The following is a 21,228-nucleotide window of genomic DNA, read 5'->3' on the forward strand; positions in this document are numbered from 1 at the left end:
AATTAAATATGACGCCATTGGGCGCTGTCAAGAGGCGGCGATGCGCGCGCTTGCCTGACCCCGTCCCGGCGTAGTCAATAGCTCCGCCGCGCGAGTCCGCGCGGACCGTGAGAGATGTGGGCTGTCGCTGGCGACGGGCCCGGGGGCCATGAATGTTTCGTCCTGAGAACGCCCAGAGCCTGGCCGGCCTGGGCTTCGTCATCGCCGTCTGCTGGGTGCTTTCGGAGAACAAGAAGGTCTTCCCCTGGCGGCTGGCGCTGGGGTCGATCGCCGTGCAGATCGGGCTGATCCTGCTGCTGTTCGGCCTGCCGGGCGCGCAGGCGGTGATCGAGACGATCAATCGCGGGGTCGACGGCCTGGCCGCGGCCACCGCCACCGGCACCCAGTTCGTGTTCGGCTACATGGGCGGCGGCGACCAGCCCTACCAGGTGACCAATTCGGGGGCGTTGTTCGTGTTCGCCTTCCAGGTGCTGCCGCTGATCCTGGTGATCTCGGCGCTGTCGGCCCTGCTCTGGCACTGGGGCGTGCTGAAGTGGATCACCCGCGGGTTCGGCCTGCTGTTCCAGAAGACCATGGGGCTGGGCGGCGCCTCGGCCCTGGCGGTGGCGGTGAACATCTTCCTGGGCATGATCGAAAGCCCGATCGTCATCCGCGCCTATCTGGACAAGCTGACCCGCTCGGAGCTGTTCCTGATGATGGTGGTCGGCCTGGCGACAGTGGCCGGCTCGACCATGGTCGCCTACGCCACCATCCTGAAGGCGGTGCTGCCCAACGCCGCGGCCCACGTGCTGGTGGCCTCGATCATCTCGGCCCCGGCCGGCATCCTGCTGGCCAAGATCATGATCCCCGAGAAGCCGGGGCAGGGCGGGCTCTATGCCGACTATTCCTCGCTGCTGAAGTACGACAGCTCGATCGACGCCATCAGCAAGGGCACGATGGACGGGCTGACCGTGGTGCTGAACATCTCGGCGATCCTGATCGTGTTCGTGGCCTTCGTGGCCATCGGCAACGGCCTGCTCTCGGTGCTGCCGATGATCGGCGGCGAGGCGGTGACCGTCGAGCGCATCCTGGGCGTCGTCTTCGCGCCGTTGGCCTGGGCCATGGGCGTGCACTGGGACGAGGCGCTGAGGGCGGGCTACCTGCTGGGCGTGAAGCTGATGCTGACCGAGTTCATCGCCTTCATCCAACTGGGCGCGATCCCGTCCGGGGAGATGACCGAGCGCACGCGGATGATCATGACCTATGCGCTGTGCGGCTTCGCTAACGTCGGGTCAGTCGGGATAACGGTGACCGGCATGGGCGTGCTGATGCCCGAGCGGCGCAACGAGATCATCGGCATGGTCTGGAAGGCCCTGATCGCCGGCTTCCTGGCCACCTGCATGACCGGCGCGCTGGTCGGGGCGATGCCGCGGGAACTGTTCGGACAATAGCAGCGGCCGTCAGAGCCGCCGGAGGACCCAGGGATGAAGCTCTACGACACCGCGATGGCTCCTAACCCGCGCCGCGTGCGCTGGTTCATGGCCGAGAAGGGGATCGACGACGTCGAGATCGTGCAGCTCAACCTGATCCAGGGGCAGCACAAGCAGGCGGACTACCTGGCCAAGGCCGGATTGCCGAACGTGCCGGCGCTGGAGCTGGACGACGGGGTGACGATCACCGAGTCGCTGGCGATCTGCCGCTACCTGGAGAGCCGCTATCCCGAGCCGAACCTGTTCGGCGCGACGCCGGAGGAGGCCGCGGTGATCGAGATGTGGACCCGTCGGGCCGAGATGCTGGTCGCCAACCCGTTCATGATGGGCGTGCGCCACACCCATCCGGCGCTGGCGGCGCTGGAGGCGCCCAATCCTGCGGTCGGCGAGTACAACAAGGAGGTCGGGCTGAAGGGGCTGGCGGTGCTGGACCGCCGCCTGGGCGAGAGCGCCTGGCTGGCCGGAGAGCGGCTGACCATCGCCGACATCATCGCCTTCATCGGCATCGACTTCACCCGGATGATCAAGCTGCCGATCCCCGAGGACCTGGCCAATGTGCGCCGTTGGGCCGAGGTCATGCGCGCCCGCCCCGCGGCGAAGGCGGCGATGTGAGGGGCCTGGGTTTCGCCCTGGCGCTGGCCCTGGCGCCGATCGGCGCGGCGGCGGCCGAACTGACGGTGGCGGCGCCTGGCGGGGCGGCCAAGGTGCTGACCGACGCCGACCTGGCGGGGCTGCCGCGCGAGCGCGTGGCCCTCGGCGGCAAGATCTATGAGGGGCCGGTGCTGGCCTATGTGCTGCGAGCCGGCGGCATGCCGGTCGGGGCCAGGCTGCACGGCGATCCGCTGCGGGCCTATGTGGTGGTGACCGGCAAGGACGGCTTCAAGGCGGTCTATTCGCTGGCCGAGCTGGACCGCGACTTCCATTCCGACGTGATCATCCTGGCCGACCGGGTCGACGGCGCGGCGTTGGACGACAAGGCCGCGCCCTGGCGGCTGGTCTCAGGCGGCGACAGGAAGGCCTGGCGCAGCGTCTATGGGGTGACGCGGATCGAGGCGACCATCGTTCCGTAGGGGCTCGCCGACCCTAGTCCTTCAGGACCCGCCAGATGCTGCGGGCGCCGAAGGCGGTCAGGACGCCGGTCAGGATGCAGAGGACGATCTCCATGGAGAGGTCCACCACCTGGTTGGGCGAGGTGGCGCCGCGCGAGCCGCTCATGGCCGCGAACAGGATCAGGTCCATGGCCATGAACAGGAAGATGGGGCCGGCGATCAGCACCATGAGCGCCGAAGGGGCGATGCGCTTGGTGATGGCGGCGTCGAGCTTCTTCATCTTCAGGTCCTGGGCCGCGTCTTCTTGATGATCGCCGAGAAGTTCATCACCGGCTCGCCGCCGGTGGTGATCAGGCCGCGGACGAACACCATGCTGCGGGCGGCCTTGACCACCTCGCCGCGGCACTCGACCAGCGAGCCCTCGGGGACGGCGCCGACGAAGTCGCCGTTGAACTGGGCGGTCACGCTGCGGCTGTCCTGCAGGTCGTCGCGGGCGATCACGAACAGGCAATAGTCGGCGAAGGTCATGATGGCGCCGCCGTGCATGAAGCCGCCGCCGTTCATGTGATGCTTCTCGGCCCGCATGGCGCAGACGCGCTGGCCGTTCTCGTCGACCCGGTAATAGAACGGCCCGGCGTGGTCTTCGAAGGGGTCGTTGCCGTAGAGCACCCAGCCGGCCCATTCGCCGTCCTTGACGACCTGGTGCTTCCAGCCGCCGATCTCGAGTTCCTCGCCGCCGTCCATTCCGTCCCCTGACCCCTAGAAGGGTTTGCCCGCCGCGATCTCAAACACTAGTTTGCGGCGCTCATCACAAAGCGAACTAGGCGGCGGGGACATACGATGCAAGGCCGGACTGTCTATCTCTGTGGCGGGCTGCGCTCGCCGATCGGCCGCTATGCCGGCGCTCTGTCGAAGGTGCGGGCCGACGACCTGGCCGCCCATCCGCTGAAAGCCCTGATGGCCGCCTATCCGAAGCTCGACTGGGCGCGGGTCGACGAGGTCATCTATGGCTGCGTCAACCAGGCCGGCGAGGACAACCGCAACGTCGCGCGCATGGCGCTGCTGCTGGCGGGGATGCCGCAGAGCGTGCCCGGCATGACGGTCAACCGGCTCTGCGCCTCGGGCCTGGACGCGGTGATCGCCGGCGCACGGGCCATCGCCTCGGGCGACGCCGACCTGATCGTCGCCGGCGGGGTGGAGAGCATGAGCCGCTCGCCCTTCGTCATGGCCAAGCCGGACACCGCGTTCTCGCGCACCCCGGAGATCTACGACACCACCATCGGCTGGCGGTTCGTGAACCCGGCGCTGAAGAAGGCCTATGGCGTCGACGCCATGCCCGAGACCGCCGAGAACGTCGCCACCGACTATCAGATCAACCGCGAGGACCAGGACGCCTTCGCCCAGCGCAGCCAGGCCCGGGTCGGCGCGGCCCGCGCCAAGGGCTTCTTCGAGGGCGAGATCGCGCCGGTCGTCATCAAGGACCGCAAGGGCGAGACCGTCGTGGCCCAGGACGAGCACCCGCGCCCCGACACCAGCCTGGAGGCGCTGAGCGCCCTGAAGCCCATCGTCCGCGAGGGCGGCACGGTGACGGCGGGCAACGCCTCGGGCGTCAACGACGGCGCGGCGGCGCTGCTGCTGGCCTCGGCCGAGATGGTCGAGAAGCTGGGCCTGGAGCCCCTGGCCCGCATCGAGGCGGGGGCCGCCGGCGGCGTCGCGCCGCGGATCATGGGCGTGGGGCCGGTGCCGGCGGTCGAAAAGCTGACCGCGCGCCTGGGGATCAATGTCCGCGACTTCGACGTCATCGAACTGAACGAGGCCTTCGCGGCCCAGGCCCTGGCCTGCACCCGCGCCTGGGGCCTGGCCGACGACGCGGCGCATGTGAACGCCCACGGCGGCGCCATCGCCATCGGCCACCCGCTGGGCGCCTCGGGCGCGCGTCTCGCCCTGACCGCGGCGCGCACCCTGCATCAGAACGGCGGCCAGCGGGCGTTGGCGACCATGTGCGTCGGGGTCGGGCAGGGTTCGGCCCTGGCGTTGGCCCGCGCCTGACATGCGGGCTCTGGCTGTCGCGGCGTCGGCCGCGGTCCTCGCCGGGACGAGCGCCCAGGCGCAGGTTCCGACCATCCCGGTCGAGGCGCTGAGGGCGGCGGGCCTCGATCCCGAAACCAAGGTCGAGGGGCCGGCGGTGCAGGTGCTGACCGGCCAGCGGGCGGTGATCCACCTCGACGACGCCGGCCAGCCGGCGCTGGACGGCGTCGAGGCCGGGCGGGTCGGCATGGCCACGCCCGATGGCAAGGAGACCTACAAGGGCGCAGGGGTCGGCAAGCTGGCTTTCGCGCTCGACGCCTCGGTCGAGAACCGCCAGTCGATCCTCAAGGTCTGGAACGGCCTGACCCGGCCGCTGGCCTATGAGGCCGAGATCACCGCCCTGCGCGGCGGCAAGCTGATGAAGCGGATGAGCACGATCTGCACTGTGCCGGCCGGCGCGGTGGGCTATGAGGTCTGGCCCGATCCGGTTATCAGCGTCACCCTGTCCAAGTTCGCCGAGACCCCGGCGGACCAGCACGTCTGCCAATAGCCGAGACTTCTCCATGGCCCTCGACCTCGAAACCCGCGAACAGCTCATCGACACGGTCCGCCGGTTCGTCACCGAACGGCTGCGGCCGCTGGAGGCCAAGGTCTCCGAGGACGACGCCATCCCGCAGGAGGTGATCGAGGAGATGAAGGGCCTGGGCCTGTTCGGCCTGTCGATCCCCGAGGCGTTCGGCGGGCTGGACCTGTCGATGGAGGACGAGTGCCTGGTCGGGGTCGAGCTGGGCCGCACCAGCCCGGCCTTCCGCTCGGCCTTCGGCACCAATGTCGGCATCGGCAGCCAGGGGCTGGTGATGTTCGGCACCGACGCCCAGAAGGCCAAGTACCTGCCCGGCATAGCTTCGGGCGAGATCATCACCTCGTTCGCCCTGACCGAGCCGGAAGCCGGCTCCGACAGCGCCAACGTCCAGACGCGGGCGGTTCGCGACGGCGATTTCTACGTTCTGAACGGCTCCAAGCGGTTCATCACCAACGCCAACAAGGCCGACCTGTTCACGGTCATGGCCCGCACCGATCCCAGCAAGCCGGGCGGCGGCGGGGTCAGCGCCTTCCTGGTCGAGCGCAACCTGCCGGGCCTGTCGGTCGGCAAGCCCGAGAAGAAGATGGGCCAGCAGGGCGCGCACATCTGCGACGTGATCTTCGACAATGTCCGGGTGCCGGTGGAGAACCGCCTGGGCGCCGAGGGCGAGGGCTTCAAGGTCGCCATGCAGGTGCTGGATCGCGGCCGCCTGCACATCTCGGCCGTCTGCATCGGGGTGGCCGAGCGGCTGCTGGCCGACTGCGTAGCCTATGCGACCGAGCGCAAGCAGTTCGGCCAGGCGATCTCGAACTTCCAGCTCGTCCAGGGGATGATCGCCGACTCAAAGACCGAGGCGCTGGTCGCCAAGGCCATGACCATGGAGACCGCCCGCAAGCGCGACGCCGGCCAGAGCGTGACCATGGAAGCGGCGGCGGCCAAGTACTTCGCCTCGGAGATGGTCGGCCGGGTGGCCGACCGCGCGGTGCAGATCTTCGGCGGCGCCGGCTATGTCGCCGACCACGGCATCGAGCGGTTCTATCGCGACGTGCGGATCTTCCGGATCTACGAGGGCACCAGCCAGATCCAGCAGGTGGTCATCGCCCGCGAAACCATCAAGCGCGGCGGCTGATCATGAGCGTCGACATGGAAGCGGTGATCTTCGACGTGCTGGGCAAGCTGGCGCCCGGCAAGTCGGCCTCGTCGGAAGAGGTGGCGCGCGCCGCCGACAACGAGAACTGGCGGCGGCTGACCGGCCACGTGCGCAACACCGCGCGCGGCCTGGCGCGGCAGGGCAAGATCGTCATCACCCGCCACGGCAAGCCGGCCGATCCCGAGAAGTTCAAGGGCGTCTATCGCCTGCGCCTGCCGCTGGAGGGCGAGGTCGACGCGCCGGCGGCGGACGTGGACGAGTAGCGCCCTAGCGCCCATATCGGGCCGATGAGCCTTTCGGCCGTTCTTGAGGACATCGCAGCCTGCCGGGCCTGCGCCGGCGAGTTGCCGCACGAGCCGCGGCCGGTGGTGCGCGTCAGCCCGCAGACGCGGCTGCTGATCTGCGGCCAGGCCCCGGGCCGGCGGGTGCACGAGAGCGGCCTGCCGTTCACCGACCCGTCCGGCGATCGGCTGCGGACCTGGATGGGCGTCGACTACGAGACCTTCTACGGCCGGCCGGAGATCGGCGTGGCGGCGATGGCGTTCTGCTTTCCCGGCGCCGATCCGAAGGGCGGCGACTATCCGCCGCCGCCGCGCTGCGCGCAGCTTTGGCGGCCGCGGCTGCTGGCCAGCCTGCCGCAGGCGAAGCTGACCCTGCTGGTCGGCGGCTACGCCCAGCAGTGGGCGCTGGGGCCGCGGGCCAAGGCCAACATGACCGAGACGGTGCGGGCCTGGCGCGAATACGCCCCGCGGTTCCTGCCCATGCCGCATCCATCCTGGCGCAATACCGGCTGGCTCAAGCGGAACCCCTGGTTCGAGGCCGAGACGGCGCCCTATCTTCGCCAAAGGGTTCTGGAGATCTTGAACTCGTGAGACGCCTCGCCGCCATACTCGCCGCCGTGATGCTCAGCGCCTGCACCCCCTTGATGGTGCAGCAGGCCGGCGCGCCGCCGATGGGGTTCCAGGGGCCGCACCTGGAAAGCGACGCCTTCGTCTCGTTCGACGGGGCGCGGCTGGGCCTCACCCGCTGGGAAGCGGAGGGCGAGCCGCAGGCGGTGGTCGTGGCCCTGCACGGCATGAACGACTACGCCAACGCCTTCCACCTGGCCGCGCCCCATTGGGCGCAGAACGGCGTGACCACCTACGCCTTCGACCAGCGCGGTTTCGGCCGTTCGCCCAACCGCGGCATCTGGGGCGGCGACGCGCTGATGATCGAAGACCTGCGCACGTTCGCCGCTGTGGTGCGCATGCGCCATCCCGGCGTGCCGCTGGTGGTGGCCGGGGAGAGCATGGGCGGGGCGGTGGCCATCGAGGCCTTCGCCTCCGACCGCCCGCCGGAGGGCGACCGCCTGATCCTGATGGCGCCGGCGGTCTGGGGCTGGTCGAACCAGCCCTTGCCCTACAAGACCATGCTGTGGCTGGCCTCGCGCTTCACCGCCGCCAAGGTCTATGAGCCGCCCCGCTGGCTGACCAGCCGCGTCAAGCCGACCGACAACCGCGAGGAGCTGATCGCCATGGGCCGCGACCCGCTGATGGTCTGGGGCGCGCGATCGGACACCCTCTATGGCCTGGTGGCGATGATGGAGCGGGCCTGGGGCTCGACCGGCCAGATCAAGGTCCCCACGCTCTATATCTACGGCGCCAACGACGAGATCATCCCCGAAACGCCGTCGTTCCAGGCGGCCAGGCGACTGAAGCCGACCGACCGCTCGGCCTACTACGCCAGGGGCTGGCACCTGATGACCCGCGACCACCAGGGGCCGGTGGTGTGGGCCGACCTGCTGTCGTTCATCAAGACGCCCGAGGCGCCGCTGCCCTCGGGCGCGCCGACCATTCCCGGCGCGCCGACCCAGCCCAACGCGCCGATCAACGCCGAGGCGGCGGGAGGGGCCAGAGCAGGCTTGTGAACCGACGGGCAGGGGCGTAGAGGCTTGAGGCAAGCTGTTCCAGTCCGAGGCTTTGATTGCGGCATGACCTTGTTCGATTCTCCCTCGTTCGAGGGACACGAAGGCGTCCATTCGTTCTTTGATGAAAGAACCGGCCTGAAGACGATCATCGCGGTCCACTCCACCGCCCGCGGTCCGGCCGCCGGCGGCTGCCGGATGTGGCCCTATGCCAGCGCCGAGGCGGCGCTGGAGGACGCGCTGCGGCTCTCGCGCGCCATGTCCTACAAGAACGCCATGGCCGACCTGGACCTGGGCGGCGGCAAGTCGGTGATCATCGGCGACAGCCGCACCATGAAGACCCCGGCCCTGTTCGAAGCCTTCGGCCGCGCGGTCGAGGCGCTGAACGGAACCTACTGGACGGCCGAGGACGTCGGCGTCTCGCCGGTCGACCTCGGCTATTCGCGCCGGCGGACCCGCTACGTGGCCGGGCTGGAGGGCCATCCGGCCGCCTCGGGCGATCCGAGCCCGGTGACCGCCGAGGGCGTGTTCCGCGGCGTGCGGCTGGCGGTTCGCCGCGGCCTCGAACGCGAACTGGACGGCGTCACCGTGGCGATCCAGGGCGTCGGCCACGTCGGCGCCTACCTGGCCGACAAGCTGCATGCAGCGGGCGCCAAACTGATCCTGACCGACGTCAACGAAGAGGCGCTGTCGCAGGTGGCGGCGCGCACCGGCGCCCAGGTGGTGGCCCCCGCGGCGATCTTCGACGCCGAGGCCGACGTCTTCGCACCCTGCGCCCTGGGCGGGGCGATCAACGAGCAGACCCTGCCGCGGCTGCGCGCCCGGATCATCGCCGGCGGCGCCAACAACCAGTTGGCCAGCCCGGAGATCGGCCGCGAGGTGTTCGCGCGGGGCCTGCTCTACGCCCCCGACTACGTGATCAACGGCGGCGGCATCATCAATGTGGCCGGCGAGATCCGCGCCCTGGAGCGCGGCGAGGCCTTCGACCAGGCCTGGGTGGAGGCCAAGCTCGACCGCCTGACCCTGACGCTGGAGGAAGTGCTCGACCGCGCCGCCTCCGAAGGGCGCCCCTCGCACGAGGTGGCCAACGAAATGGCCAAGGCCCGCATCGCCCAGGCCGCCGCCGCGAAGCTGGCGGCCTAAGGCGCGCGGCGTCAGGCCGCCTTCTCGGCGACCCACTTGCGCGGGTGCTGGCTGCGGAAGCCGACGGCCAGCCGGTTCCAGACGTTGATCGCGCCGATCAGCATGGTCAGCTTCACCGCTTCGGCCTCGTCGAAATGCTCGCGCAGGGTCGCGTAGTCGGCGTCCGGCGCGCGGGTCTGGGCGATCAGGGTCAGGGAGTCGGTCCAGGTCAGGGCCGCCTTCTCGCGCGGGGTGAACAGCGAGCTCTCCCACCAGGCGGCCAGCAGATAGAGGCGCTCCTCGCTCTCGCCTTGGGCGCGGGCGTCGCGGGTGTGCATGTGGATGCAGAAGGCGCAGCCGTTGATCTGCGAGGCGCGGGTCTTCACCAGCTCGATCAGGCTGTGCTCCAGGCCCGAGGAGACCACCGCCTCTTCGAGGGCGGTCATCGCCGCGATCATCTCGGGGGCGGCGGCGTAGGGGTTGAGGCGGGCGGACATGGGGGAGGTCCTCTTCCTGTGTTGGGGGTTCGAACACAGGACGCGCCAGCCGCCCGCCGTGTGACACGGCGGCCCGGATTTTCGCCTAGAGGAAGCGCGGCAGGACGAACAGCGCCAGCAGGGCCAGGACGATCGCCGCCAGGATCAGCCCGGCATGGCGGCGCCCGCCCAGCACCGAGCCGCCCGACCTGGCCTGGCGGGCGGCCTTCTTGCGGGCGGCCCTGGCGGCCGCCTCACGCGCCTGGATGGCCTTGCGGCGCTCGGCGAGGTCGACGACCTCGGGTTCCTTCTCGGGCTTCATGGCCTTTCGTCTAGCACGGCTTCAGAACGAGGCCAGCCGCGCCGTGCGCGGTTCCTTCACGACCGTCATCAGGATGATCAGGCCGACGATCAGGAAGCCGATCGAGGCGCCGAACACGATGTTGAAGCCGTAGTGGTCGGCGATGAAGCCGCCGGCCAGCGGGCCCAGCGAGGCCATGATGCCCTCGGCGGTCGAGGAGATGGCGATGCGCATCGGCATCTCGGCCCGCGAGCCGAACTCCAGGATCATCGTCTGGGCGGCCATCATGTAGCCCGACTGCGCCGCGCCCAGGCCGAAGAAGGCCAGGAACACCGCCCAGGGCGCGTGGTTGAGCATCAGCAGGGCGGTGGCCGCGGCCCAGCCGAACAGCGAGAACACCAGCACCAGCTTGAAGCCGGTCTTGTCGCCCAGATAGCCCCAGACGAGGTTCGACAGGGTGTCGGCGCCGAGGAAGGCGAGGCTGAGCAGGCCCAGCGTCATGCCGTCCAGCTTCATCGTGGACGAGACGAAGATGATGTAGAACGGCGTGGCGATCCGGCTGGCGGTGGCGACCATCTGCACGACCAGGAACCAAGCGTAGCCCTTGTCGGACATGATCAGCGCCGGGAAGTCCTTCACCCGGTCGCGGAACCTGGCCTGGGCCGGCAGGTTCGGGGGCTCGGGCTCCCTCAGCAGGATCTGCAGCGCCCATAGGCCCAGGCTGGTCAGGAAGGCGGCGAGGGCGAAGGTGGTGGCGTAGCCGTTGCCGAGCACGTTGCCCTGGATCAGGTACTTGCCCGCCGCCCAGGCGAGGGCCGCGGCTATGAGCCCGCCGGTGGCGTTGCGCCAGGCCTGGAGGCGGCCGCGGCGGCTGAGCGGGATCACCTTGGCCATCAGCAGGCCGAAGACCACCCGCTGGGTGCCCATGAACAGCCCGAACAGGAACATCAGCACCATCATGGTGACGATGAGCGACTGGCCCTTCAGGAACCAGCCGGCCAGGGCCATGCCGACGATCTGGACGCGGGCCAGGCCGCCCATCCAGACGGCGGCGGGCATGACCTTGCTGCGGTGCTCGATCTGGGTGGCGCCGAAGATCGGCGAGATCACGCTGCCGACCTGCTGCAGGGCCAGGCCCAGGCCGACGATGGTGTTCGAGCCCGAGATCATGTGCAGGTAGGCGGGCAGGAAGGTCGGCGCGTTGATCAGCCGAAAGCCGGTCATGCCGAGCATGCCGTGCAGGTAGTTGCCGATGTAGTTGCGCTTCAGATTGTCCCAGACGAACTTTTCGTAGGCGGCTTCTTTTTCCGCCAGCGTCGGTTCGATGAGCGCGTGTTCGGACGCGGCGACGCCGGCGTCCTCCTCCCTAATTCTTGTATCCAACAGCGTCCCGCCCGCGCGCGGATCGCAAAATGGGTCGCGCGGGCGACTCCCTAATCATTACGGCTAAATTTTATGCCGACCGTCGTATCAGAGTCCGACACGGCGGGGGAAGGGGCGCCCGTGACCTTAGGTCACCAACGGGCCTCGAGGATGGCGCCGACGACACGCGGGGCGCCGTACATGGCGCGGTTGAGCGAGGGCTGGCGGAACTGGACGTAGTCCTCGTCCAGCAGGTTCGTGGCGTAGGCCGCCAGGGTCCAGCGCTCGGCCTGGTAGCCGAACTTGCCGCCGACCAGGGTGCGGGCGTCGAGCTTGTTGGCGCCCTGGGCCGGGCCGGAGACGCCGTAGGATTCGCTGCGGTAGCCGGCGTTGAGGTTGGCGAACAGGCCGTTGTCCCAGCGGTAGTTGCCGCCGACATTCCAGGTCCAGCGGGGCGCGAAGGCGAACTCGCTGCCCGACAGGTCGATGGTGGTCGTGCCGGCCCGGATGGTGAAGTCGTCGAACTCGGTGCGGCTGTAGCCGACCGATCCATAGAGGTCCCAGGCGGCGGACGGGCGCCAGGCCGTCTCGATCTCGGCGCCGTAGAGGTGCGAGGCCCCGGCGTTCTCGGTCTGATAGTCGTAGGGCGTGGCGCTGAGGTTCACGACCACCTGCTGGTCGGTCCAGTCGACATAGTAGGCGTTGGCGTTCACGGTCAGGGTGTCGTTGAGCCAACTGGTGCGCGCGGCCAGCTCGTAGTTCCAGGTGTATTCGGGGTCGTAGGGCACGACGGCCGAGCGGATGACGTTGATGTTGGCGCCGCCCGAGCGGTAGCCGCGCTGGGCGATGAAGCTGAGCGAGGCGTCCTCGGTCAGGTCGTACTTCAGGCCGAGCTTGGGCAGGAAGGCGTCAAAGGTGCGCGAGGTGTCCGGCTGGACGGCGGTGGCCTGGGCCACATAGACGCCGACGACCTGGTTCAGGCCCGCGATCACCGGGGCGAGCGCGCCGAAGGCGGCCGGGTTCGGGTAGGTCCCGGCGAAGCGCGTGGCCTGGGCCACCGACAGGGTGTTCTCTTCGCGGTCGTAACGGAAGCCGGCCAGCAGCGAGAGCTGCGGGGTCAGCCGCAAGCGGCCGTCGGCGAACAGGGCGAGCGTCTGGATTTCTTCGGGGGCGCGGCCCTGGAAGTCGACCGACACCGAGGGCAGGGCCGCGACATAGGCGTTGGCGGCGGCGTTGGCGTTGGCCGCCGGCAGGCTGAACGGCGGGCTCATCAGCACGCCGATCAGGGTCGCGTGCGGGGTCGCCAGGGCGTTGCGGGTGGCGATGGCGAAGTCGCGGTCGCGGTCGGCGAAGTAGAGGCCGGCGAGGCCCGACAGGCGCTCGCCTTCGTAATGCAGGCGCAGCTCCTGCGAGAGCGAGCGGTCGAGGTCGTTTTCCTGGCCGTAGGCGATCGAGGCCGGGCCGCCGTCCATGTCGAACAGGCTGGCGCTCCGGGCCTTGCTCCAGGCCGTCACCGAGGTCAGCTTGAGCTGGTCGGAGATCGCATAGTCGGCGTTGACCGTGACGATGTCGGTGGTGCTGCGCGTCTGGCCCGGATAGTCGCTGGTGGCGATGCGGGCGTCGGCGGCGTCCGGAATGTCGGAGCGCGAATAGGCGTAGATGTAGCCGCCCTTGTGGCGGTTGTGGGTCACGGCGGCGCGCACCGTCAGGTCGGGCAGCGCCGAGGGCGTGAAGAGCAGCTTGCCGCGGACCGTCGTGGACTTCAGCGGGTCTTCCTGGGTGTTGCGCGTCGCGTTGTAGATCAGGCCCTCGGCGTCGCGGTCCTCGAACGACAGGCGCAAGGCGAGCTGGTCGGCGACGATCGGGCCGCCGGCGGCGAAGGCCAGGATGCGCGACTCGTCGTCGGCCACGTCGGCGCGGGCCGCGCCGCTCCAGGTCCAGGTCGGGTCGTTGCTGCGCAGGACGATGGCGCCGGCCAGGGTGTTGCGGCCTTGGAGGGTCGATTGCGGGCCGCGCAGGATCTCGGCCTGGGCGATGTCCCACATGTCCAGCGGGCCGGCGGCCAGGGTGCGGTCGGGCAGGGCCGCGCCGTCGAGATACACGGTGGCCAGGCCGCCGCTGCCGCCGCCCGAGACGCCGTTGTTGGCGACGCCGCGGATGCTGAAGCCGAAGCCCTGATAGGTCTCGGCCACGTTGGCGGCCTGGTTCACCAGGTCGCCGAGGTCCTGGACGTTCGCCTGGTCCATGCGCCGCTGGGTGAACAGCGCGACGCTGGCGAGCGTGTCCTGCAGGCTGCGGTCGGCCTTCTCGCCGGTGACGACCAGTTCCTCGATCTGCGGCGCGGCGTCGGCGGCGAGGGCGGCGCTGGAGGACAGGAGCGCGGCGGCGGCCGCGCTGCCGGCGAGAACGAGGCGATACATCGAGGGGCTTTCCGGAACTGGCTACACGCCGCAGGGGGACGCGACGCGGCCTGGAAATAGCCCCCCGCGGGTTAAGACTTGGTCTTCAAGGCGTTAAGCACGGCTTGCGGCTGGATGGGCAGATGCCGCAACCGCGCGCCGCAGGCGTTGAAGATCGCGTTGCCGATCGCCGGCCCGACGACGGTGGTGGCCGGCTCGCCCAGGCCCACCGGAACCTCGGCGCTTTCGACGAACTCGATGTCCAGGTCGGGGATGTCGGCCATGCGCAGCGGGGTATAGCCGTCGAGGTTGGTGTCGCGCGGCGCGCCGTTCTCGAACTCGGTGCCTTCGAAGAGGGCCAGGCTCATGCCCCATAGCGCCGCGCCCTCCATCTGGGCCAGCGCGCCCTCCGGCGAGACGATGGTCCCGGCGTCGGCGACCAGGGTGAGCTTCTCGACCTTCACCGCGCCGCTGGAGGCGTCGACCGTGACCCGCGCCGCGCAGGCGACCCAGGTCGGCATGTCGCGTTCCTGGCCGAAGGTGGTGGCGATGCCCAGGCCCGTTCCCTTGGGCAGCGGCTGGCCCCAGCCGGCCTTACTGGCCAGGCGCGAGAGCACGGCGGCCTGGCGCCGGGCGCCGCCCACCGAGTTCGGCGCGGTTCCGGCGTTGCGGCCGGCACCGTCCAGCAGGGCCAGGCGGAAGGCCAGCGGGTCCTTGCCCGCGGCCTGGGCGGCCTCGTCCATGAAGCACTCGACCGCCCAGTTGGTCCAGCCGGGGCCGACCGAGCGCAGCCAGCCCGGGCGGAAGGCGCGGTTGGCCAGGTCGTTGGGGACCGCCCGCACCCGCTGGGCGCCGACGCTGTACCAATGGTTGGCGCCGCTGATCGCGAACGGGTCGTAGGCGACGTCGTTCGTCCCCTTGGGCATGAAGAAGGGGGCCATGATCTGGGTCGGCCAGCCGGCGCAGGCGGCGTGATCCATGGCCGTCACCCGGCCGCCCTCACCGAAGGCCATCTTCACGACCTGGACCGAGGGTGAGCGGAAGGAGTCGAACCGGCTGTCGTCGGCGCGGGTGCAGACCATCTTCACCGGCCGCCCCAGCGCCTTGGCCGCCAGGGCCGCGGGCACCGCATAGTCGCCGTTCAGCCGCCGGCCGAAGCCGCCGCCCAGCAGGTAGGTCTTCAGGACGATCTTGTCCTCGGACACGCCGAGCGCCTTGGACAGCCACGGCAGGACCAGCGACTGCCACTGGTTGCCGGTGTGGATCTCGTAGGTCCCGTCCTTGTTGGCCAGGGCCAGGGCGTTCACCGGCTCGAGCTGGAAGTGCAGGGCGCTGGCGGTGGTGTAGGTCCGCTCCAGCCTGGTCTTGGCCGCGGCGAAGGCGGCGTCGACGCCGGGGTCCTCGACCACCAGGGCGCCGGCCTTCGGATCGGCGATGAGGGCGGCGGCGCGCGCCTGGATGTCGGCCTCGGAGGTCCTGGCGGTGTCGCCCGAGCTCCATTCGACCTTGACCAGTTCGCAGGCGGCGTCGGCGGCGACGAAGCTCTCGGCGATGACCATCACCCAGCCGGGGACGGTGTTCGACGGGTCGTCCAGGATGATGCTGCGTATGTAGCCGGGCGCCGCCTTGGCGGCGCTGTCGTCGACCGAGACCACCTTGGATTCGTTGCGGGTCGGCGGGATCTTGGGCCGAGCGTAGACCATGCCCTCGACCTTGGCGTCGATGCCGAACCGGCCCGAGCCGTCGACCTTCTCGGCGATGTCGAGCTGGGGCGAGGGCTTGCCGATCAGGCGGCGGTCGGCGGCCGTCTTGATCGGCAGCTTGGCCAGTTCGTCGGCGGTGAAGCTCCGTTTCAGGTCCCCGCGCGCGACGATGTCGCCATAGCCGATCGACTTGCCGCCGCCGCTGACGACGCTGTTGGCCGCCGTGCAGGTCTTCGGATCGACCCCGAGCAGCCTGGCGCCTTCCTCGATCAGCACCATGCGGCCGGCCGCGCCGGCCTGGCTCATCAAGGGATAGCTCTGCCAGACCGACCAGCTTCCGCCGGTGACCATCAGCCCCCACTTGGCGGCGGAATCGACGTGGTTGATGCGGACCTTCGACCAGTCGGCCTCCAGCTCGTCGGCGACGATGCGGGCGACGGCGGTGCCGACGTGCTGGCCCATCTCGGCGCGGATGACGTTGACGGTGACGATCCCGTCGCGGCCGATCGCGTACCAGATGGTCGGCTCGAAATCGCCGGCCGCGGCGGCGGCCTCGTCCGGGCCGACCGCGAAAGTCATGGCGGCGCCGGCCGCGGCGATGGAGGCCAGGAAGCCGCGGCGCGAGAGGGGGGCGATGGCGTTCATGCCTCGGCTCCCTGCGTCTTGGAACTGGCCAGCTTGATCGCCTTCCGGATCCGCACATAGGACATGCAGCGACAGAGGTTGCCGTTCATCGCATCGTCGATCTGCGCGTCGGTCGGGTTGGGCGTCGATTTCAGCAGCGCCGCGGCCGACATGATCTGGCCCGACTGGCAGTAGCCGCACTGAGGGGCCTGGGCCTCGATCCAGGCGGTCTGCAGCGGATGGGCGCCCCTGGGGTCCAGCCCTTCGATGGTGGTGACCGCATGGCCGGCGATGGAGCCGACCGGGGTCACGCAGGAACGCACCGGCTCGCCGTCCAGGTGCACCGTGCAGGCGCCGCAGCCGCCGATGCCGCAGCCGAACTTGGTTCCGGTGAGGCCGAGCTCGTCGCGGATCGCCCAGAGCAACGGGGAATCGTCGGGACCTGTGACCGTGACCTCGCGGCCATTGAGCTTGAACGTCGTCGCCATGCAGCCCCAAGCCTCCATGCGTCCCCCGACAACAGCGTTACGGGACGCCAAGCTCGGCCGACGCGCAACCCTTTTCTGGCGTGCTCAGCGGTCCCACAATTGCGGCTCGGCGGTCATCGCATCGACCAGTTCCATCACCCGCTCCAGGGGGATGCAGCGGCCGAGGCGCTCGGCCTCGTAGGTGGCGACATAGAGGCCGATCCACTGCATCAGGGTGCGGTCGCCGCGCTCGGCGCGCAGGGCCACGGGCCCGCCGGAACAGCCGGCGCCGCCGACGCCGTCGACATGGAAGGCGTAAGGGTTGAGCCTGTAGTCGGAGGCGAGGGTGAAGCCGCGGGCGATCGGCGCGCCGCCCAGGATCGCCGCGCCGCCGGGAAAGCCGTAGATCATGCCCGCCGACCCGGTGGTCAACGGCAGGCCCTGGGCCAGCACGTCATAGTCGCCGAACCGCCCGACCCAGTTGATCGCCTGCGGACTGCCCGGCAGGCGCACCGGCACGCCGGCGACGTCGATGGAGGCGTCGTGCGGGTCCTGGTGCCAGCGGAAACGCGGGGCCTGGCCGTCATAGAGCGGCACGCTGATTCCCAGCGCCTCGCAGTCGAGGTCGTGGCCATAGGTGTCGGCCCAGGTCGCCTCGGTCCCGCGGTTCCTGAAATAGAAGGTGTTGGGGCGCAGCAGGCAGTGCAGGGCGGTCAGGATGATGTAGCGGTCGGCCTCGACGTGGAAGAGGAAGCCGGAGAACACCTGATGCGGCTCGCCGGTCTTCAGGCGGGTGGCGAGGCGCGGAGTGGCCTGGGCGAAGGGGTCGATGAGGTCCATGGCGCGAGGCTAGGCGCCGCGCGCCTCGGCGCGCAACCGGGCGCGCCGATCAGGCCAGGAAGCCGGCCTCGGCGAAGTCGAGCATGCGGGTGAGCAGGGCGGCGGTGTCGCCCTCGCGCGTCGCGCCGTCCGAGAGCACGTGCAGGCGGTCGAACTCGGCGAAGCGGTTGTTGTGGACCATGCCCAGGCAGAAGTGCAGGCGCCAGTAGACGGTGTCGCGCGGCAGTTCCGGGCGGGCCTTGATCAGCGCGTCGGCGAAGCGGGCGAGGTGGCTGACGTCCTTGGCCAGGGCCTCGCGCATCTCCTCGTTCCCCTCACTGCGCGAGCGGATGATGAACTGGATCGAGATGCGGCGGTCGTTTTCCGGCGCGCCCCAGCGCAGCGGCGGGGCGAACAGGGCCTCCAGGATGTCCCGGACCGGCGGGTTGCCCTGGTGGCGGTCGTTGGCCTCGTGCAGCATCCGCGCGCGCTCGCGGTTCAGCTCCGCCGTGCGGCGACGGAAGATCTCGAACAGCAGGGCGTCCTTGGAGCCGAAGTGGTAGTTCACCGAGGCGAGGTTCACGCCGGCGTCGGCGGTGATGTCGCGCACCGAGACGTTCTGGAAGCCGTGCAACGCGAACAGCCGCTCGGCGGCGCAGAACACGGCGGCCTTGGTCGCGGCCTCGTTGGTTTCTTCGGTGTCGTTGGCCTGAGCCGGGTCCACGGGCGAATCTCTCATACGGCGCACCACCTTAGCAGGTAGCTTGCAAACCGCGATGCGGCGCTAGCGCGCGAGTTCCCGCATCGCCTTGTCGAGGCCCTCGATGGTCAGCGGGAACATGCGGTCGTTGACCAGTTGCTTCATGACCTCGATCGACGGGGTGTAGTCCCAGTGACGCTCGGCGGTCGGGTTCAGCCAGACCATGTGCTCGTAGATCTGGGCCACGCGGTCCATCCAGATGGCCCCGGCCTCCTCGTTCCAGTGCTCCACCGAGCCGCCCGGATAGGTGATCTCGTAGGGGCTCATGGTGGCGTCGCCGACGAAGATCACCTTGTAGTCGCTGGAATACTTGTGGAGGATGTCCCAGGTGTTCAGCTTCTCGGTGTGACGGCGCCGGTTGTCCTTCCACACGCTCTCATAGAGGCAGTTGTGGAAGTAGTAGAACTCCATGTTCTTGAATTCCGACCGCGCGGCCGAGAACAGCTCCTCGCAGACCTTGATGTGGCTGTCCATCGAGCCGCCGATGTCGAAGAAGATCAGCACGCTGATCTTGTTGCGGCGCTCGGGGCGCATCTGGATGTCCAGGTAGCCCTTCTCGGCGGTGCCCTTGATGGTGCCGGGCAGATCCAGTTCGTCGGCGGCGCCGTCGCGGACCCATTTGCGCAAGCGGCGCAGGGCGACCTTGATGTTGCGGGTGCCGAGCTCGACCGCGTCGTCGAGGTTCTTGTACTCGCGCTTGTCCCAGACCTTCACGGCCTTGCCGTGGCGGCCCTTGTCCTGGCCGATGCGCACGCCCTCGGGATGATAGCCGTTGGCGCCGAAGGGCGAGGTGCCGCCGGTGCCGATCATCTTGTTGCCGCCCTCGTGGCGTTCCTTCTGTTCCTTCAGCCGCTCGGCCAGCGCCTCCATCAGCTTGTCGAAGCCGCCCATGGCCTCGATCTGGGCCTTTTCCTCTTCGGTGAGGAACTTCTCGGAGATCTTGCGCAGCCATTCGGCCGGGATGTCGGCCGTGCCGGCGCCCTCGACCTTCTCCAGGCCCTTGAACACGTGGGAGAAGACCTGGTCGAACTTGTCGAGGTTCTTCTCGTCCTTCACCAGGGCCGAGCGCGACAGGTAGTAGAAGTCGTCGACCGAGCGCTCGATGACCACCTTGTCGAGCGCCTCCATGAGCATGAGGTACTCTTTCAGGGTCACCGGCACCTTGGCTTCGCGCAACTCGGTGAAAAAGCGCATGAACATGGGCAGGCTTCCCGCTGGGAGACGAACAGACGTTTGACTCCGAAAAGATGGAGCCGCCGACCGCCGTTGTCCAGCATGCCCTTGCGTCCGGTATGGGCCGGAATGCTCCGCGGTCGCATTTGACGCGGCCGGCCGGGGCTTTGAGCCTAGGTCCGGCAGGCGTGTCGGCGGCGCCAGTTGAAGACGTGCGCGCCGGCCAGCAGCAGGCTGCCCGCCACGGTGATCGGCGTCTCGGCGTCGTGCGAGGGCCAGTGGGCGACGCCCAGCGCCATCAGCGCCAGGCCGGCCAGCGACATCGCGATCACGCCCAGCGCCTGGCCCTTGCGCCAGAGCGCCAGGGCCGACATCGGCGCGGCCAGGCCGATGGCGAGGGCGTGGACCCACTCGGCCTCCGCCCAGGTCGCCACAACTGGGGAGAAGGCGGCGACGAGGGGGAGGGCCAGGCAGTGGGCCAGGCAGAGACCCGACAGGCTGATGGCCGACGCGTCCAGGAGGGAACTCGGGGCAGCTTTCAAGAATCCCTCCGCAATCGGCCGCAACCGTCACGGCAGAGACGATGTAATATTATAACGTTTCGCTTTCAAGCCCGGTGTGGCGGGCCGGGCGCACGGATCAGGCCGTGGCTTCCTTGAGCTTGCGCCAGACGGTCATGCGCGAGACGCCCAGCCGCCGGGCGATCTCCACCGGGCCGACGCCGGCCGCCTGCAGGGCGCGGATGTCCGCGGCCGGGGCGCCGCGGCGACGCCGGGCCCACGGCGGTTCGACCGAGGCCACCGCCTCCAGCGCCGCGCGCAGGGCGCGGCCGCCTTCGCCCAGGCTGCCGACGTCGGACTCGGCTATGAACAGGCTGGCGCCGCGCGCGTCGAGCCGCTCGATCACGTCGAGCACTTCGCGGGTGCAGGTGGCGAGGTGATTCAGGCGGGTGACGACCAGTTGGTCGCCCTCGGAGATGAAGTCGAGAATCGACAGCAGCACGGACGAACCGTCCGCACCCGGCCCGACCGGTTCCTCAGCGCGCACGACATGGCAACCGATAGATTTCAGCGTGGCCGTATCGTCAGCGGACCGCGCGTCGCGCAGCCTGACATATCCAATTTTGAGCATCCCACCCGTCGCGTGCAGCTACGTCGATGATTGGGAGGAAGGTCGCAAATGCGAGCGTCACCGTCAAAGTCTGCGACGTTAATTTGGTGCAATATTTCTCTAAACGCACACGAGGATTCAGCGAAGCTGGCAAAGCTTCGCCGGAAATTCGCCTCTAGGTGGAGAAGCCTTGTGCGGCACGCCGCAGAATGAACTCGTGGTCCACCGTGCGGCCGACCTTGAAGCCGTACTCGCCGACCCGTTCGAAGCCGTGGCGCCCATAGAATCTCTGGGCGCCGAAGTTCTCCGACCACACCCCGATCCAGAGGTCGCGCGGGCCGTCCCGCTCCAGCCAGTCCATGACCGCGGCGAACAGCCGCCCGCCCACGCCGCCGCCCTGCCAGTCCTTCAGCAGGTAGAAGCGCTTGAGCTCGCCGCTCGCGGGGGTGACGTCGGGATGGGGCAGGTCGCAGGGGCCGGCCAGGGCGTAGCCGATCGCCTGGCCGCCCGACTCGACCAGCCATTGGGCCTTGGCCGGATGGGCGAGGTCGGCCCGGGTGCGCTCCAGGCCGTAGGCTTCGGCCAGGAACGCCGCCAGGTCCTCGGGCGGATAGAGGTGGGCGAACGTCTCGGTGAAAGTCCGCGCTCCGATCTCGGACAAGACCTGAGCGTCGGACGGCTCTGCGCGGCGTATCAAGGGTTGTTGCATTCGGCTTCGACGCCTGGCGGG

General features: G+C 69.4%; 24 protein-coding genes. 10 read left to right on the top strand and 14 right to left on the bottom strand.

Translation table 11 applies throughout. The features are described 5' to 3' along the window. The first annotated feature begins 152 nt into the window (after nt 1-152). The 3 genes from RTL41_RS06145 to RTL41_RS06155 are packed head-to-tail and all read left to right on the top strand — an operon-like array spanning nt 153 to nt 2,539. On the top strand, nt 153-1,430 hold the full coding sequence (locus tag RTL41_RS06145; protein WP_312162401.1) for a nucleoside transporter C-terminal domain-containing protein: 1,278 nt from the start codon (nt 153-155) through the stop codon (nt 1,428-1,430). 33 nt (nt 1,431-1,463) lie between these two features. Then, nucleotides 1,464-2,081 (top strand): glutathione S-transferase, encoded by a 618-nt coding sequence (locus tag RTL41_RS06150; protein ID WP_312162403.1) that lies wholly within the window; start codon nt 1,464-1,466, stop codon nt 2,079-2,081. Further along, the gene (locus RTL41_RS06155) at nt 2,078-2,539 is read left to right on the top strand and encodes a hypothetical protein (protein ID WP_312162404.1); all 462 of its coding nucleotides are present in this window, start codon (nt 2,078-2,080) and stop codon (nt 2,537-2,539) included. The genes RTL41_RS06150 and RTL41_RS06155 overlap by 4 nt, the downstream gene beginning before the upstream one ends. Before the next feature lie 13 nt (nt 2,540-2,552). Here the strand turns inward: RTL41_RS06155 and RTL41_RS06160 are convergent, their stop codons facing one another. Both RTL41_RS06160 and RTL41_RS06165 read right to left on the bottom strand, forming a co-directional pair. Next, nucleotides 2,553-2,798, bottom strand: coding sequence for a hypothetical protein (locus RTL41_RS06160; RefSeq protein WP_312162406.1), 246 nt, complete (start codon nt 2,796-2,798; stop codon nt 2,553-2,555). 2 nt (nt 2,799-2,800) lie between these two features. Continuing rightward, nucleotides 2,801-3,262 carry a PaaI family thioesterase gene (locus tag RTL41_RS06165; RefSeq protein WP_312162408.1) on the bottom strand — a complete coding sequence of 154 codons (462 nt, stop codon included), beginning with the start codon at nt 3,260-3,262 and terminating at the stop codon, nt 2,801-2,803. Between the two features lie 96 nt (nt 3,263-3,358). Here RTL41_RS06165 and pcaF point away from each other — a divergent pair, with 96 nt between their 5' ends. The 7 genes from pcaF to RTL41_RS06200 all read left to right on the top strand — a co-directional run bounded on the left by pcaF (nt 3,359) and on the right by RTL41_RS06200 (nt 9,325). Then, a complete protein-coding gene (gene pcaF, locus RTL41_RS06170; protein ID WP_312162410.1) occupies nt 3,359-4,567 on the top strand; it encodes a 3-oxoadipyl-CoA thiolase in 1,209 nt (402 codons plus the stop codon). 1 nt (nt 4,568) lies between these two features. After that, nucleotides 4,569-5,096, top strand: coding sequence for a hypothetical protein (locus tag RTL41_RS06175; protein ID WP_312162412.1), 528 nt, complete (start codon nt 4,569-4,571; stop codon nt 5,094-5,096). A 13-nt stretch (nt 5,097-5,109) separates the two neighbouring features. After that, nucleotides 5,110-6,258, top strand: a complete 1,149-nt coding sequence (locus RTL41_RS06180) for an acyl-CoA dehydrogenase family protein (RefSeq protein WP_312162414.1) — start codon at nt 5,110-5,112, stop codon at nt 6,256-6,258. A gap of 2 nt (nt 6,259-6,260) precedes the next feature. Beyond that, nucleotides 6,261-6,542 carry a DUF3253 domain-containing protein gene (locus RTL41_RS06185; protein ID WP_312162416.1) on the top strand — a complete coding sequence of 94 codons (282 nt, stop codon included), beginning with the start codon at nt 6,261-6,263 and terminating at the stop codon, nt 6,540-6,542. 24 nt (nt 6,543-6,566) lie between these two features. Next, on the top strand, nt 6,567-7,151 hold the full coding sequence (locus tag RTL41_RS06190; RefSeq protein WP_312162418.1) for a uracil-DNA glycosylase family protein: 585 nt from the start codon (nt 6,567-6,569) through the stop codon (nt 7,149-7,151). Further along, nucleotides 7,148-8,185: an alpha/beta hydrolase gene (locus RTL41_RS06195; protein ID WP_312162419.1), complete on the top strand. Its 1,038-nt coding sequence runs from the start codon at nt 7,148-7,150 to the stop codon at nt 8,183-8,185. Before RTL41_RS06190 ends, RTL41_RS06195 begins: the two co-directional genes overlap by 4 nt. Before the next feature lie 63 nt (nt 8,186-8,248). Beyond that, on the top strand, nt 8,249-9,325 hold the full coding sequence (locus tag RTL41_RS06200) for a Glu/Leu/Phe/Val dehydrogenase dimerization domain-containing protein (RefSeq protein ID WP_312162420.1): 1,077 nt from the start codon (nt 8,249-8,251) through the stop codon (nt 9,323-9,325). Nucleotides 9,326-9,336: 11 nt separating this feature from the next. Here the strand turns inward: RTL41_RS06200 and RTL41_RS06205 are convergent, their stop codons facing one another. The 12 genes from RTL41_RS06205 to RTL41_RS06260 form a co-directional block, all read right to left on the bottom strand. After that, entirely contained in the window at nt 9,337-9,801 is a 465-nt protein-coding gene (locus RTL41_RS06205; protein ID WP_312162422.1) for a carboxymuconolactone decarboxylase family protein, read from the bottom strand. Between the two features lie 85 nt (nt 9,802-9,886). Continuing rightward, nucleotides 9,887-10,102 carry a hypothetical protein gene (locus RTL41_RS06210; RefSeq protein ID WP_312162425.1) on the bottom strand — a complete coding sequence of 72 codons (216 nt, stop codon included), beginning with the start codon at nt 10,100-10,102 and terminating at the stop codon, nt 9,887-9,889. 21 nt (nt 10,103-10,123) lie between these two features. Next, nucleotides 10,124-11,464, bottom strand: coding sequence for an MFS transporter (locus RTL41_RS06215; RefSeq protein WP_312162426.1), 1,341 nt, complete (start codon nt 11,462-11,464; stop codon nt 10,124-10,126). Between the two features lie 131 nt (nt 11,465-11,595). Beyond that, a complete protein-coding gene (locus tag RTL41_RS06220; protein ID WP_312162427.1) occupies nt 11,596-13,863 on the bottom strand; it encodes a TonB-dependent receptor domain-containing protein in 2,268 nt (755 codons plus the stop codon). Nucleotides 13,864-13,934: 71 nt separating this feature from the next. Further along, nucleotides 13,935-16,190: a molybdopterin cofactor-binding domain-containing protein gene (locus RTL41_RS06225; protein WP_312162429.1), complete on the bottom strand. Its 2,256-nt coding sequence runs from the start codon at nt 16,188-16,190 to the stop codon at nt 13,935-13,937. Next, nucleotides 16,187-16,657 (bottom strand): 2Fe-2S iron-sulfur cluster-binding protein, encoded by a 471-nt coding sequence (locus tag RTL41_RS06230; protein ID WP_312162431.1) that lies wholly within the window; start codon nt 16,655-16,657, stop codon nt 16,187-16,189. Before RTL41_RS06230 ends, RTL41_RS06225 begins: the two co-directional genes overlap by 4 nt. Nucleotides 16,658-16,741: 84 nt before the next feature. Further along, complete coding sequence (locus RTL41_RS06235; RefSeq protein ID WP_312162433.1) at nt 16,742-17,476, bottom strand: hypothetical protein; 735 nt, start codon at nt 17,474-17,476, stop codon at nt 16,742-16,744. Nucleotides 17,477-17,525: 49 nt separating this feature from the next. Beyond that, entirely contained in the window at nt 17,526-18,194 is a 669-nt protein-coding gene (locus RTL41_RS06240) for a TetR/AcrR family transcriptional regulator (RefSeq protein WP_312162435.1), read from the bottom strand. 45 nt (nt 18,195-18,239) lie between these two features. Beyond that, a complete protein-coding gene (locus tag RTL41_RS06245) occupies nt 18,240-19,415 on the bottom strand; it encodes a VWA domain-containing protein (RefSeq protein ID WP_312162438.1) in 1,176 nt (391 codons plus the stop codon). A 146-nt stretch (nt 19,416-19,561) separates the two neighbouring features. Continuing rightward, on the bottom strand, nt 19,562-19,930 hold the full coding sequence (locus tag RTL41_RS06250) for a MerC domain-containing protein (RefSeq protein WP_312162440.1): 369 nt from the start codon (nt 19,928-19,930) through the stop codon (nt 19,562-19,564). A 97-nt stretch (nt 19,931-20,027) separates the two neighbouring features. After that, nucleotides 20,028-20,519 (bottom strand): recombinase family protein, encoded by a 492-nt coding sequence (locus RTL41_RS06255; RefSeq protein WP_409418311.1) that lies wholly within the window; start codon nt 20,517-20,519, stop codon nt 20,028-20,030. A gap of 154 nt (nt 20,520-20,673) precedes the next feature. Further along, the gene (locus tag RTL41_RS06260; RefSeq protein ID WP_312162444.1) at nt 20,674-21,207 is read right to left on the bottom strand and encodes a GNAT family N-acetyltransferase; all 534 of its coding nucleotides are present in this window, start codon (nt 21,205-21,207) and stop codon (nt 20,674-20,676) included. Between the last annotated feature and the right edge of the window lie 21 nt (nt 21,208-21,228).

It is taken from the genome of Phenylobacterium sp., assembly GCF_031984885.1.
In the GTDB taxonomy this organism is placed as follows: Bacteria; Pseudomonadota; Alphaproteobacteria; order Caulobacterales; family Caulobacteraceae; genus Phenylobacterium.